Below are 14,293 nucleotides of genomic sequence, written 5' to 3' on the forward strand. Positions count from 1 at the left end.
CATGCCCACCCCACCCCTGACCCTCAACGGCGAACCCTGGCCTGTGACCAGCGAGGCCGCTGCATCCCCCGCCACCGTCCCCGATACCCTGGCCGACCTGCTGGCCGCGCTGGGCGTGCCCCCCGACGCGGTGGCCACCGCCGTCAACGGCCAGTTTGTCCCCCGCGACCGACGGGCCGACCACCGCCTGCACGCGGGCGACAGCGTGACCACCTTCCAACCCATCGTCGGAGGCTGAAGCCATGAGCGCACTGAACATCGGTGGCGTGTCGCTGACCAGCCGCTTTTTCCTGGGCACCGCGGGCTACCCCTCGCCCGCCGTGTTGCAACAGGCCATAGCCGCCTCGGGCACACAGGTGGTGACGGTGGGCCTGAAGCGCCAACTGGCCCACGGCCAACCCGGCACCCCCGCCGCCGGACCGGGCGACTTTTATGCGCTGATCCGCGCCAGCGGGGCCCGGCTGCTGCCCAACACCGCTGGTTGCCGCACCGCCCGCGAGGCCGTGACCCTGGCCCACATGGCCCGTGAGTTGTTCGGCACCGCCTGGATCAAGCTGGAGGTGGTGGGCGACGACCACACCCTGCAACCCGACCCCTTCGAGCTGGTGGCCGCCGCCACCGAGCTGGTGCGCGAGGGCTTCGAGGTGTTTCCCTACTGCACCGACGACCTCGTCACCTGCCAGCGCCTGCTGGACGCGGGCTGCCGCATCCTCATGCCCTGGGGCGCGCCCATCGGCTCGGGGCAGGGCCTCATCAACCCCTGGGCCTTGCGCACCCTGCGCGAGCGCCTGCCCGACGTGCCGCTGGTGGTGGACGCAGGCATCGGCTCGCCCGCCCACGCCGTGCAGGCCATGGAGCTGGGGTTTGACGCCGTGCTGCTCAACAGCGCCGTGGCCCAGGCCCACGACCCGGTGGCCATGGCCCGCGCCTTCGGCCTGGCCATCGAAGCCGGGCGACTGGCTTGGGAGTCCGGGGTCATGGCCCCCCAGGCCATGGCCCGCGCCACCACCCCCGTGACAGGAAGACCTTTTTTGCTATGAATTCAATAACTACAACTGACGCCCATAAAGCGCTAGATATCATTTTCATCATTCAAAACGACATCCTGGGAACACCCACCGCCGTGCCCGCCATCGTTGGCCCCCAGAGCATCGGGTGGACCCAGGCGGCGCTGCTGCTGGCCACCCCGGCCCAGGCCCAGGCCCTGCTGGGCGAGGACGGGCTGCGTTCCGCCCCCGAACTGGCCGCGGCCCTGCGCCAGCGCGGGGTGGGCAGCGTGCTCATCCTGGGGCACCCGCAGACCCCCGACGTGGCCCTGCGCGGGCACGACTGGATGGACACCCCCCACGCCAGCGGCTGGCTGAGCCGCCCGGTCACGCCCACCGCGGTGGACCCCTCCGCCACCGCCACGGAAGCCGAACGCCTGGCGCACACCACCGCCCAAGCCCTGGCCCACGGGTTTGTGGCGGCCGATGCCCTGGTGCTGGCCCGCATGCACACGGCCAGTGGCCAAGGCTGGCCCCAACCCTGGCCAGCCACCGACGCCCCGGCGCTGGGCTTGAACATCGCCCACCTGCCCCGCCTCAGCCTGCCCGGCCATGCCCTGCCCACGCCGCCGCTGCTTCCGCCGCTGCCACAGCTGGACGACGCCCACCGCACGCTGGGTCTGTACCCGGTGGTGGACAGCGCCGACTGGGTGGAACGTGTGCTGGCCGCCGGGGTGCGCACGGTGCAACTGCGCATCAAGGACCCGACGCAGCCCGACCTGCGCCAGCACATCCGCCGCAGCGTGGCCGCCGCCCGCGCCGCCAGCGCCCAGCTCTACATCAACGACCACTGGCAACTGGCCATGGAAGAAGGGGCGTTTGGCGTGCACCTGGGCCAGGAAGACCTGGGCCACGCCGACGTGCAGGCCCTGGCCCAGGCCGGGCTGCACCTGGGCCTGAGCACCCACAGCCCGTGGGAGGTGAGCCGGGCCTGGGCGCTGCGGCCCAGCTACATCGCCTGCGGTCCCATCCACGCCACCACCACCAAGGACATGCCCTGGCGGCCCCAGGGCAACGGCAACCTGGCGTTCTGGAGCCACCTGCTGCCGGTGCCCGTGGTGGCCATTGGCGGCATGGATGCGCAGCGCCTGCAAGAGGCGGTGCAACACGGGGCCGCCGGGGTGGCGCTGATCACGGCCATCACCGCCTCGGCCCACCCCGAAGAGGCGTTGGCACACTTGCAGGCGGTCTGGGCGCAAGGGCTTGCGGCCCCCCGAACCCTGGCACCGGGCTGGCCCCGGTCCACACGCTGACGTTCGAGACCGGCCCGCCACGGCGGGGCATCGGCGTGTTGCGCGTTTGCATCAAGCCCGTTCCCACGGACATCCACCTTGTTTGACCCACGTCAAACAAGCGGTGGGCCGCGCACGAGGCGATGCGCCTTAAGGGCTCAATGGCCCGTTAACAAAAGGGAGTTGATGTATGCAACACCCCAGGCAATCACCCTCTGGTTTCCATGATGTCCTCCCTGCCCCCCACACCCACCTGGTCCGCAGACGAACAATTGGCTTTGCTGGAGCAAGCCATCCACCTCGCCATGGATGGCGTCTTTCTGGTGGATGAGCAGGCCCGCATCTGCTACGTCAACCAGGCGGCCTGCGCCAACCTCGGCTACACCCGAGACGAGTTGCTGAACATGGCCGTGACGGACATCGATCCGTGCATCACACGAGCACAGGTCATTGAACTGGTCACCCAGCAACTGCCCCACGAGGTGCAACGGTTGGAAACCTGCCATCAGCGAAAGGACGGAACGCTGCGGCAGGTGGAGATCGCCGCCTCCATGGTCGTCCACGGCCATCGGAAGTTGGCCATGACCGTGGTGCGGGACATCACCGAACGCAAACGGCTGGAAGCCACCCTGCACTTCATTGCCCAGAGTGGCAGCGGTGTGGACTACCTGCCCGCCTTGGCCCAGCACCTGTTCCACGTGCTGGGCTGCGAACACGTGCTGATTGCTCGGCTGGCAGACCAACCCGGCCATGCCGACGCCCAGGTGGTCCTCGCTGACGGTGCGCCACAGCCCACTTTCCGGTATGCCCTGGCGGGCACCCCGTGTGAGGCGGTGTTCAACCGCCAGCTGTGCTGCCATGTTAAGGGGGTGCAGGCCTTGTTTCCGAACGACCACTTCCTGGTCGAGCACGGCCTGGACAGCTATGCCGGGGTGCCCTTGCTGGATTCAGACGGCGAGCCCATCGGCCTCATCGCCGTGCTGGGCACCCAGGCCATGGCCGAGCCCGAGCGGGTCCAGCAGACCTTGCAGCTGGTGGCCCCCAGAGCCGCCGCCGAACTGGAGAGGGACCGCCACCTGGCACAACTCAAGGCCAGCGAGGCGCGTTATCGGGGCTTGGCAGAAGCGTCCCCCGACAACATCGTGCGCTACGACCTGGAAGGGCGGATTTGTTACGTCAACCCGCAGTTCGAACACACCCTGGGCATGCGCAGCGAACACCTGCTGGGGCAACGCCCGCACGAGGTCTGGCCCGATGGCCGTTTCGACGCCATCGAACGCGCCGCGCAGCAGGTGACCCACAGTGGCACGGCGGCTGACCTCACCATCCTCACGCCCAACGCCACCCCTTACCCCTCGGTCCACCGGATCCGCATTGCGCCCGAGCGGGACGCAAGCGGCAGCATCATCGGCACCGTGGCCTACGGCAGTGACGTCACCGCCATCCGAGAAACCGAGCAGCGCCTGAGGCATTTTGTGGACAACCTGCCGGGGGTGGCCTTCACCCACCGCACCCCGGCCCGTGGGGAGGGTGGCTTCAGCCACCTCAGCCCGCGGGTGGAGGACTACTTCGGCATCCGCCCGCAAAGCGGCCTGGACGATGCGCAGCAGGTGTTTGGGGCCTTGCATGCCGACGACCGGGAGCTGCTGGCGTCCACCCTGCAAGCCACCAAACCCCTGCACACCACGCTGTCGCTGGAGGTGCGAACCGCACCCACCACGCCACTGGCTCGCTGGCTGGATGTGCGCGTGGTGGCCGAACCGCTGCCCGACGGTTCGGTGGCCTGGCATGGCCTCATGCTGGACGTGTCCGAACGCAAGCGCATGGCCACCGAGGTGGCCGCCTCACGCGACCTGCTGCATCGGGTGATCGATGGCATTGCCGACCCTGTGTTCGTCAAAGACCCGCAGCACCGCTGGCACATGGTCAACCAGGCGTTTGTCGATTTCGTGGGCATTCCCCGCAAATCACTGCTGGGCCAGACGGATGACGCCTATTTCCCCAGTCGGCAGGTCCATGTGTTCTGGGACACCGATGCCCAGGTGTTCGCCACCGGGCAGAACAACGTCAACGAGGAACAGGTCACCACACGCCATGGCCACACCCGGACCGTGCAGACCAAGAAGTCCCTGATCCAGACCGCCTGTGGAGAACCGCTGCTGGTGGGCGTCATCCGCGACATCACCGACCTGCAAACCTACCGCCAGCGCGTCCACGACCTGGCCTACAACGACACCCTCACCAACCTGTCCAACCGCACCCTGTTCCTGGAGCGTGCACAGCAGGTGTTCGACGAAGCCACCCTGCACGACCAGCAAGTGGGTCTGATCATGCTGGACGTGGACCACTTCAAACGCTTCAACGACTCCTTGGGTCACCCCGTCGGCGATGACCTGCTGCGCAAGGTGGCCGCACGGCTGACCCGCAGCATCCCGCACCACGACGCGGTGGCACGCCTGGGGGGCGACGAGTTCGGCATCCTGCTGACCCAACGCCACAACGACCTGGACCTGGGTGCCGTGGCCCGCAAGATCCTGGAGGCCGTCAACCGCCCCATGACGCTCAATGGCCAGGAGGTGGTGGTGACGTGCAGCATCGGGGTGTCGGTCTACCCCAACGACAGCACCGATCTGTCGGACTTGATGAAGTTTGCCGACGCCGCCATGTACCAGGCCAAGCGACAGGGGCGCAACACCTTCAGCTTCCATTCGCAAGACCTGCACAAGGACTCCATGGAGCGCCTGTGGCTGGAAGGGGACCTGCGCAAGGCCCTGGTCCGCCAGCAGTTGGAGCTGCATTACCAACCCAAGGTGAGGCTGAGCGACGGGGTCATCTGCGGCAGCGAAGCCTTGTTGCGCTGGCGGCACCCCACCAAGGGCATGATTCCCCCCAACCGGTTCATTGCCATTGCCGAGGAGCTGGGTCTGATCGTGCCCATGGGCGAATGGGTGCTCCGAACCGCCTGCGAAACCGCACGTGACTGGAACCGACGCGGACCGGGACCGCACACCATTGCCGTGAACCTGTCGGTGCGCCAGTTCAAGGAAGACCACCTGCCAGAACTCATCGCCCGCACCTTGGCCGAAACCGGGTGCCAGCCGGACTGGATTGAGCTGGAGATCACCGAAAGCCTGCTGCTCGACGGCGCACCCGACGTGCAGCACACCCTGCAAACCCTGCGGGACATGGGGTTCTCCATCGCCATCGACGACTTCGGCACCGGCTATTCAGCCCTGAGTTACCTGGAGCGTTTCCCCATTGACGTGCTGAAGATCGACCAGTCCTTCATCCGCAACACCGCCAACGCGGGCACCCGTGCGGAGTTGGTCAAGGCCATCATTTCACTGGCCCATGCCTTGTCGTTGAAGGTGGTGGCCGAAGGGGTGGAAGAGCAGGTTCAGCACGAGTTCTTGCGCACCCACCACTGCCAGATGGCACAGGGCTACGCCTACGGCAAACCGGTGCCCAAACCGGAGTTTGAACTGCTGCACTGGGCTTTGGTCTCAGACCCGAACGGCCGACAACCAGCCGCGCAGGCTGTTGACGAAAGCCCATGACTGCACGCGGGGCACGTCGTCCAGGCGCACCACGGCCTCTTGCACCCGCCCTTGCGCCAGGGCGTGCTGCCGCCCCACCCCAGGCAACAGGCCGCAAGCCACGGGTGGGGTGACCCAGCGCCCGTCCAACAACACCGCCACGTTGCCCCGGGTGCACTCGGTCAGCTCGCCGGCGGTGTTCCACAACACCGTGTCGAACACCCCAGCCTCGGTGGGGGTGAAGGCGTCGTAGTGGGCGCGGTGTGTGGTCTTGTGGCGCACAAACGGGCTGTGCGCTTCCACCAAGGGTTGGGTGGCCAGACGCAAGCGCACGGGTTGGGGGGTGTCGGTCAGGGCATGGGCTTCGGCCCGCACCTGCCCTTGGGCCGTCAGCAGCAGGCGGCCACGCCACAGGCCCTGGGCATGGCTTTGCGCCACCTCGTCCAGCGCGGCCTGCACCTGCGCCTCGGGCCAAACCCAGCCAAAGCAGTGCGCGGCCTCGGCCATGCGCGCCACATGCGCCGAACGGTGTGGCCACTGGCCCTCGCACAGGGCCAGGGTTTCCAGCAAATCAAACGATACGGGGGGAGCAGTGTTCATGCGGTGGCCTGTGCCAGAAAAGCCTGTTTGTGCCCCCATTCGGCCCATTCGCCGTCGGGGTGGGAACCCAGGGTGATGCCGCTGCCCACGCCGCAACGCGCTTCGGTGCCGCGCAGCGTCACGGTGCGGATGGGCACGTTGAAACGCACCTCGCCGCCCGGGGCCATGACCCCCACCGCCCCACAGTACACCCCGCGCGGGCCGGGCTCCAGACGGCGAATGTGGTCCATGGCCGCGACCTTGGGCGCACCGGTGACCGATCCACAGGGGAACAAGGCACCGAACGCGGCCGACAACGTGAGCCCCGGGCGGGCCTGGGCACACACATCGGAGGTCATCTGCCACACCGTGGGCAGGGGCTGCACCTCAAACAGGTGAGGCACCTTCACGCTGTGGGGCACGGCAATGCGCGACAGGTCGTTGCGCAGCAGGTCCACGATCATCACGTTCTCGGCCCGTTCCTTGGGCGACGTGCGCAGGCCCTGGGCCAAGGCCTGGTCGGCGGTGGGTTCGGGGCTGCGCGGTGCGGTGCCTTTCATGGGACGGCACAGCAACTCATCGCCCCGCCAGGCCAGGAACAGCTCGGGCGAGACCGACAGCACCTGCTCGTCGCCATCGCCCGCCAGCCAGGCGGCATACCCACCGGGCTGCGCCTGCAACAAGGCGGCAAACAAACGCGGGCCCACGTCCGCCGGGGCCGCATCAGGCAGCGTGGCCACCACCGCCGACGTGAGGTTGAGCTGGTACAGCGCCCCGGCCTCGATGGCTTGGCGAATGTCGTTCACATCCTGTTCAAAACGAGCGCGGTCGGTTTGCAAGGCCCAGGCCAGCCGAGGGCGTGGCCCCGCCTCCGTCCCGGGGAGCGGGCCTTCCTCCACCTCGTCCCATGCGGCAAACCACGCCAACGGCCCCTGGGCGGGGTGGGTGCGCAAGGCGGGATCGAAAGCCGCCGCCGCTTCGTAACGCACATGGCCGGCGCACCAGGCACCCTGGCGGGCGGCATCGTGGGCGGCATCGAGCACGCCCGCCACCTCGTGGGGCCGGTGGGCCACCCAGGTTCGGTCGGGTCGTCCAGCCGACCAGCACCAACGCGCCCCGGCCCGACGCCAGGGGTTGGCAAAGTCCACCTGCACCGCGGGCTGCATCAAGCCGCGCCGATGTTGGGCACCAGACCCGATCCAGACACCAAGTGCGCCGTGGGCTGCCCGGCCTTCTGCGCCGCGGTGAAGGCCAGCATGCGGTCAATGGGCACACGGGCGCGGGGAATCAGCGCCGGGTCCACGTGGATCGCGTTGTGTCCCTGCTCCAGCACCTGCACCAGCCCGGCCAGGCCGTTCATGGCCATCCACGGGCAGTGGGCGCAGCTCTTGCACGTGGCGCTGTTGCCAGCGGTGGGGGCTTCGATGAAGGTCTTGCCCGGGTTCTGCTGGCGCAGGCTGTGCATCATGCCGTTGTCGGTGGCCACGATGAAGGTGGTGGCGTCCAAGGTCTTGGCCGCGTTCAGGATGGCGCTGGTGGAGCCCACCGCGTCGGCCAGGGCCACCACGTCGGCCGGGCTTTCGGGGTGCACCAGCACCTTGGCGCCGGGGTGCTCTTTTTTCAGCGCTTCCAGCTCGAACGCCTTGAACTCGTCGTGCACGATGCAGCTGCCGTTCCACATCAGCATGTCGGCCCCGGTTTCGCGCTGGATGTAGCTGCCCAGGTGGCGGTCGGGAGCCCACAGGATTTTCTGACCCTGGTCTTTGAGCGCGCGCACGATGTCCAGTGCGCAGCTGCTGGTCACCAGCCAGTCGGCGCGGGCCTTCACCGCGGCGCTGGTGTTGGCGTAGACCACCACGGTGCGGTCGGGGTGCTGGTCGCAAAAGGCGCTGAACGCATCCACCGGGCAGCCCAGGTCCAGCGAGCAGTTGGCCTCCAGATCGGGCATGAGCACGGTTTTTTCGGGGCTGAGGATCTTGGCCGTCTCGCCCATGAACTTCACGCCCGACACCACCAGCGTCCGGGCCGCATGGTCGCGGCCGAAGCGGGCCATTTCCAGGCTGTCGGAGACGATACCGCCGGTCTCCAGCGCCAGGTCTTGCAGGTCGGGGTGCACGTAGTAGTGCGACACCAGCACGGCGTTCTTTTGCTTGAGCAGCTCGCGCACACGGGCCTTGAGCTGCTCGCGTTCATGTTGCGAGGGTTCACGCGGCACCCGCGCCCAGGCATGGCCGGTGCCGCACACCGGCGCAGAGGGTTGGGCGGCCTGCGGTTGGTCGTAGGTGACGTCGATGAACGCCTCGCCAGGGATGGATGGGGTCATGGTTCAGAGCCCTTCAAAACGCATGGAGTAGTCGGTGGCCTTGACGTCCTTGGTCAGGCCGCCAATGGAAATGCGGTCCACCCCGGTCTCGGCCAGGGCACGCACGGTGTCGAGTGACACGCCGCCCGAAATTTCCAGCACCGCCCGCCCGGCATTCAAGGCCACGGCCTGGCGCAAGGTGGGCAGGTCCATGTTGTCCAGCAGGATCATGGTGGCCCCACAGTCCAGGGCCTCGGCCAACTGATCCAGGCGCTCCACCTCGATCTGCACAAACTTCGCTTGAGGCGCTGCGGCATGGGCCTTGGCCAGCACCGCGGCCACCCCACCGGCGGCGGCAATGTGGTTTTCCTTGATGAGGATGGCGTCGTACAGCCCCATGCGGTGGTTGGCCCCGCCGCCCACGGTCACCGCGTACTTCTGGGCGATGCGCAGGCCGGGCAGGGTCTTGCGCGTGTCCACGATGCGGGCTCGGGTGCCCTGCACCGCGTCCACAAACTGCGCGGTTCGGGTGGCCACACCACTGAGCAGTTGCAGGAAGTTGAGCATGGTGCGCTCGGCGGTGAGCAGTTGCGGGGCCGGGCCCTGCATCTCCATCACCACCTGGTCAGGACTGCAACGCTGGCCTTCGCTCACCCGCCAGCTCAGTTGGCCGCCGGGCACCACGCGGGCAAAGGTTTCGTTCACCCAGGGCGCACCGCAGACGGTGGCGGCCTCGCGGGCCAGCACGCGGGCGCGGGCGGTGCGCCCGGCGTCCACCAGCGAGGCCGTCAGGTCACAAGCGCCCACGTCTTCGGCCAGCGCCCGCGACACATCGGCGGCCACCGTGGCGAGAAAGGTGGGGCCGCTGTAAATGGGATGGGAAACAGGGGGGGAAACGGGCGTCTCTGGCATGGCTGGGCACCCGGGCTTGTACCCGGCGTGAGGGAATGGGGGTTCGAATAGACTCGCCATTTTCCCGCCAAATCCGGGCGGGGCCTGGCCTCGCGGTCATTTCCTGTCATTGCTTGCTGTTTCACCATGAGCGATCCCCTGCCCGCCTCGTCCGCCGCACCGGCTTCCTCCCCCATGGCCACGCCCTACGGCACGCTGCCCAATGCGTCCCCCATGCCGCAGCGCCGCCCCATCAGCCTGCCGCGCCTGCAGGAAATGCGCGACCGGGGTGAAAAAATCACCATGCTCACCGCCTACGACGCCACCTTTGCCGCCGTGGCCGACGCGGCCGGGGTGGAGTGCATCCTGGTGGGCGACTCGCTGGGCATGGTCTGCCAAGGGCTGTCGAGCACGGTGGAAGTGACGCTGGAGACCATGCGTTACCACACCCGCAGCGTGGTGCGCGGGCTGCGTCGGGTGCAGGGCACGGCCTGGGTGATTGCCGACCTGCCCTTCGGCAGCTACCACGAAAGCAAGGAACAAGCCCTGCGCAGCGCCACCGCACTGATGCAGGAGGGCGCCCACATGGTCAAGTTGGAAGGCGGTGGCTGGACCACCGAAACCGTGCGCTTCCTGGTGGAGCGGGGCATTCCGGTCTGCGCCCACCTGGGCCTGACGCCCCAAACCGTGCATGCCCTGGGGGGCTACCGGGTGCAAGGCCGTGGCGAGCAGGCCGACACCCTGGTGCACCACGCCCTGGCGCTGCAAGACGCCGGTGCCAGCATGCTGGTGCTGGAAATGGTGCCCGTGGGCCTGTCGGCCCGTCTGACCACGCAACTGCCCACCTGCCACACCATTGGCATTGGTGCGGGCAAGGGCACCGCGGGCCAGGTGCTGGTGATGCACGACATGCTGGGCATCAACCTGGGCAAGAACCCAAAATTCGTGCGCAACTTCATGGCCGAGTGCAACAGCGTGCGCGACGCCATGGCCGCCTACGTCAAGGCCGTGAAAGACGGCAGCTTCCCCGACGACACCCTGCACGCGTGGAGAGACTGACCCCTCATGCAAATCGTTCACACCCCCGCCGAACTGCGCGCCGCACTGGCCCCCTACCAACGCCCGGCCTTTGTGCCCACCATGGGCAACCTGCACGACGGCCACCTGGACCTGGTGCGCCAAGCCGTCCCGCTGGGCGACGTGACCGTGGCCAGCATCTTCGTCAACCGCTTGCAGTTTGGCCCCAACGAAGACTTCGACAGCTACCCCCGCACGCTGCAGGCCGACTGCGACAAGCTCGCCGCCGTGGGCTGCAACGTGGTGTTCGCCCCCAACGAGCGCGACCTGTACCCCATGGCCCAGACCTTCACGGTGCAGCCGGACCAGTCGCTGTCCAACATCCTGGAAGGGCACTTCCGCCCCGGCTTTTTCACCGGCGTGTGCACGGTGGTGATGAAGCTGTTCCAGTGCGTGTTTGCCGAGGCCAAGGGCCCGCGCCACGCCCTGTTCGGCAAGAAGGACTACCAGCAGCTGATGGTCATCCGCCGCATGGTGGAGCAGTTTGCGTTGCCCATCACCATCGTGGCCGGTGAAACCTGCCGGGCCGACGACGGGCTGGCCCTCAGCTCCCGCAACGGCTACCTCAGCGCCGCCGAACGGGCCGAAGCCGTGCAACTGTCGCAGGCCCTGCGCCGTCTGGCCGAAGCCGCCCGCGCCCTGCCCGAGGCGGGCTTTGCCGCGGCGCTGGAACACCTGGAGCACGACGCCATGCACACCCTCAATGGCCGAGGCTGGCGCACCGACTACCTCACCGTGCGCCGCCGCCGCGACTTGCAGGCCCCGTCTGCCCACGACGAAATGGTGGTGCTGGGGGCTTCACGCCTGGGGGCCACCCGCCTCATCGACAACCTGGAATTCTGACCCCCGGGCATCGGCCTGGCGCTGGGTTTCGCGCCAGCGCCCTGGGGTCTGCCCCGTCCAGCGGACAAAGGCCCGGTGCAAGGCGGCTGCGTCGCCAAAACCCAGCCGCGGGGCCACCGCGGCCAGCGCGGTGCCTTGGCGCAAGGCGTCGCAACACATCTGACAGCGCACCTCGTCCAGCAGGGCGCTGAAGTGCACCCCCTGGCGCTGCAACAGCCGCCGCAACCGCCGATCGCTCAGCCCCAGGGCCGCAGCGGCCTCGGCCCGCCCGGGCAACCCCAGGGGCAGGCGGGACAGCAACCAGCGGCGAAGGGCGGACAGCACCTGCTCCGGGTGGGACACCCCCGCCCCTGCTGCGCTGGCGGCTTCCAGCGCCTGCAAACGGGCCTGTGCATGGTCGGTGTGCACGCGGGCCAACTGGGCGTCGGCCTGGGGCAAGGGCGCGTCCAGCATGCGGTGCGGCAGCAACATGCCGTTGAAGGCCTCGCCAAAGCGGGGCGTGCACCCCAGGGCCGCCTGGTAGGCCTCCATCGGTGCCAGCGCCCCGTGGGCAAACTGGACTTGCAGCGCCTCGAACCGCCCGCCAGTGACCCAGCGCCCAAACGACACCACCGCGGCCAGCACGGCCTCGATCTGGTGCGGGCTGAAGGCCAGGTCGCCCTGCATGGGGTGGTAAATCAGCCAGACATGCTCACCCACCGACAGCATCTGAAAACGCCCCCCGTCGCTGATGAGGCGCTGGAAGCGCTGCACCAAACCCAAGGCCTCCCGCAAGGTGGCCGCCGATTGCACCAGGTAGCCCACCACGTTGAAGCTGGCCGGTCCAACCTGCGCCCCCACCCGCAGCCCGAAGGCCCGGTCCCCGGTCAGGGCTGCCGCCGCCCGCCACAGCCGGGTGATGTCGTCGATGGGCCAGCGCTCGGCCTCGGCCAAGCCGGGCGGCAGGCCGGCGTGGCGCAGCAGCGCTGCCGCATCCAGCCCGGCCTGCGCCGCCGTCAACAAGATGGTGTGGGCCCAGCTGCGCGAGGCCGTGGGGCCTTGGACCCAGCCCAGGGCGGCGTCATCGTCAATCGGCGCGAAAAATGGGGTCTGCAAAGACAATGGAAAGGTCCGCAAAGACAATGAAGAAGCCATGGTAGCCCGGTATCGTGGCCCCCACACCAACCAAGGAGACAACATGGCCACACGGAGTGACGTGCTGGTGATCGGTGGCGGGCTCGCAGGCCTGGTCACCACGCTGGAATGCCTGCGCGCCGGGCGCAGCGTCACCCTGCTGGACCGGGACACCCCCGAGCGCCTGGGCGGCTTGGCCCGCTGGGCCTTTGGTGGCATGTGCCTGGTGGACACGCCGTTGCAGCGGCGCAAGCGCATCCCCGATTCGCCCGAACTGGCCCTGGAAGACTGGCTGAGCTTTGGCGAACTGGACCCCACCGACCTCTGGCCCCGCCGCTGGGCCGAACAGTACGTGGCCCGCAGCGCCCCCGACGTGTACGAGTACCTCACTGCCCTGGGGCTGCGCTTCATGCCTGCGGTCAACTGGGTGGAGCGTGGCCTGCACGGCAATGGCAACCGCGTGCCGCGCTACCACATCGTGTGGGGCACTTCGCGCCACCTGACCGACACCGTCATTGCCGCCGTGCGTCAGGCCGCCACCCCCGCCTTTCGCCTGCTGCACCAGCACCGCGTGACCGACCTCACCACGCACCAGGGCCGCGTGAACGGAGCCCGGGCCATTGATGAAGCCACGGGAGCCGAAGTGCTCTTGGAAGCCGAACAGGTGGTGGTGGCCACCGGGGGGCTGAATGGCAGCCTGGAGCAGGTGCGCCGCCACTGGCCCGCCAACCGCCCCCAACCGGGCGAGATGCTCAACGGTGCCCACCCCTTTGCCGACGGGGCCGCCCACGCCCTGGTGCAGCAGCACGGTGGCCTGGTCACCCACGCAGGTGAAATGTGGAACTACGCCGCCGGGGTGCCGCACCCGCAGCCACATTTCGAGGGGCATGGCCTGTCGCTCATCCCCTGCAAATCGGCCCTGTGGCTGGACCACACGGGCCGACGCCTGGGACCGGAGCCGCTGGTCACCGGTTTTGACACCCACGACCTGTGCCAGCGCGTGGCGTCCGCGCCCCAGGGCTACACCTGGCAGCTGCTGAACTGGCGCATTGCCGCCAAGGAGCTGGCCATTTCCGGGGCCGAGCACAACCCCCACATCCGCGACCGGCGCTGGCTGCCCTTCCTGAAGGAAACCCTGCTGGGCAACCACCGCCTGGTGCGGCAGATGCTGGACGAATGCCCCCAGTTCATTGCCGCCGACACCCTGCCCGAACTGGCCCAGCGCATGAACACCCTGACCGGCCAGCACCATGTCCACGCCCACACCCTGCAAGCCACCGTGGCCGCCTGGGACCGGCAGTTCACCAGTCCCACCGACACGGCGCTGACCTTCACCAACGATGACCAGGTGCGCCGCATCCAACACGCCCGCCAGTGGGGTCCCGACCGCCTGCGCACCTGCGCACCCGCCCCTTTGGGCCGACCGGGGGCGGGCCCCTACATCGCCATCCAGGTGCGGCTGATCACCCGCAAGAGCCTGGGCGGCTTGCAGACCGACCTGCACAGCCGCGTGCTGGACGCCAGCGGCCAGCCCCTGCCCGGCCTGTACGCCGTGGGTGAGGCGGCGGGCTTTGGCGGCGGCGGGGCCAGCGGCAAACGCTCGCTGGAAGGCACCTTCCTGCCCGGCTGCATCCTCACGGCGCAAGCCGCCGCCCGCCACATCGGCTGACCCCC

At 68.5% G+C, this 14,293-nt stretch carries 10 protein-coding genes and 1 pseudogene; 7 read left to right on the forward strand and 4 right to left on the reverse strand.

What is annotated here, in order from left to right; all coding sequences use genetic code 11:
* The first annotated feature begins 1 nt into the window (after position 1).
* The 4 genes from thiS to ACYVB7_RS06320 all read left to right on the forward strand — a co-directional run bounded on the left by thiS (position 2) and on the right by ACYVB7_RS06320 (position 5,835).
* The gene (thiS, locus tag ACYVB7_RS06305; RefSeq protein WP_460505843.1) at positions 2-238 is read left to right on the forward strand and encodes a sulfur carrier protein ThiS; all 237 of its coding nucleotides are present in this window, start codon (positions 2-4) and stop codon (positions 236-238) included.
* A gap of 4 nt (positions 239-242) precedes the next feature.
* Positions 243-1,040: a thiazole synthase gene (locus tag ACYVB7_RS06310; protein ID WP_460505844.1), complete on the forward strand. Its 798-nt coding sequence runs from the start codon at positions 243-245 to the stop codon at positions 1,038-1,040.
* An 83-nt stretch (positions 1,041-1,123) separates the two neighbouring features.
* A complete protein-coding gene (gene thiE, locus ACYVB7_RS06315; RefSeq protein ID WP_460505845.1) occupies positions 1,124-2,299 on the forward strand; it encodes a thiamine phosphate synthase in 1,176 nt (391 codons plus the stop codon).
* A gap of 206 nt (positions 2,300-2,505) precedes the next feature.
* On the forward strand, positions 2,506-5,835 hold the full coding sequence (locus ACYVB7_RS06320; RefSeq protein WP_460505846.1) for an EAL domain-containing protein: 3,330 nt from the start codon (positions 2,506-2,508) through the stop codon (positions 5,833-5,835).
* Here ACYVB7_RS06320 and ACYVB7_RS06325 read toward each other — a convergent pair.
* The 3 genes and pseudogenes from ACYVB7_RS06325 to nadC form a co-directional block, all read right to left on the reverse strand.
* A pseudogene (locus ACYVB7_RS06325) lies at positions 5,782-7,559 on the reverse strand (chorismate-binding protein). The gene ACYVB7_RS06320 and the pseudogene ACYVB7_RS06325 sit on opposite strands and share 54 nt — an antisense overlap.
* Complete coding sequence (gene nadA, locus ACYVB7_RS06330; protein WP_460505847.1) at positions 7,559-8,716, reverse strand: quinolinate synthase; 1,158 nt, start codon at positions 8,714-8,716, stop codon at positions 7,559-7,561. Before nadA ends, ACYVB7_RS06325 begins: the two are co-directional and overlap by 1 nt.
* Before the next feature lie 3 nt (positions 8,717-8,719).
* Positions 8,720-9,607 (reverse strand): nicotinate-nucleotide diphosphorylase, encoded by an 888-nt coding sequence (gene nadC / locus ACYVB7_RS06335; RefSeq protein WP_460505848.1) that lies wholly within the window; start codon positions 9,605-9,607, stop codon positions 8,720-8,722.
* A gap of 126 nt (positions 9,608-9,733) precedes the next feature.
* Between nadC and panB the strand changes: the two genes are divergently transcribed.
* Together panB and panC are read left to right on the forward strand one after the other, a co-directional pair.
* Complete coding sequence (gene panB, locus ACYVB7_RS06340; RefSeq protein WP_460505849.1) at positions 9,734-10,645, forward strand: 3-methyl-2-oxobutanoate hydroxymethyltransferase; 912 nt, start codon at positions 9,734-9,736, stop codon at positions 10,643-10,645.
* 6 nt (positions 10,646-10,651) lie between these two features.
* Positions 10,652-11,506, forward strand: a complete 855-nt coding sequence (panC, locus tag ACYVB7_RS06345) for a 4-phosphopantoate--beta-alanine ligase (protein WP_460505850.1) — start codon at positions 10,652-10,654, stop codon at positions 11,504-11,506.
* Here panC and ACYVB7_RS06350 read toward each other — a convergent pair.
* A complete protein-coding gene (locus tag ACYVB7_RS06350) occupies positions 11,462-12,607 on the reverse strand; it encodes an AraC family transcriptional regulator (RefSeq protein WP_460505851.1) in 1,146 nt (381 codons plus the stop codon). The genes panC and ACYVB7_RS06350 overlap by 45 nt on opposite strands.
* A 76-nt stretch (positions 12,608-12,683) precedes the next feature.
* On the opposite strand from ACYVB7_RS06350, the gene ACYVB7_RS06355 reads away from it, so the two are divergent.
* Positions 12,684-14,288: an FAD-binding dehydrogenase gene (locus ACYVB7_RS06355; RefSeq protein ID WP_460505852.1), complete on the forward strand. Its 1,605-nt coding sequence runs from the start codon at positions 12,684-12,686 to the stop codon at positions 14,286-14,288.
* The last annotated feature ends 5 nt before the right edge of the window (positions 14,289-14,293 follow it).

Source organism: Hydrogenophaga soli (genome assembly GCF_054777695.1).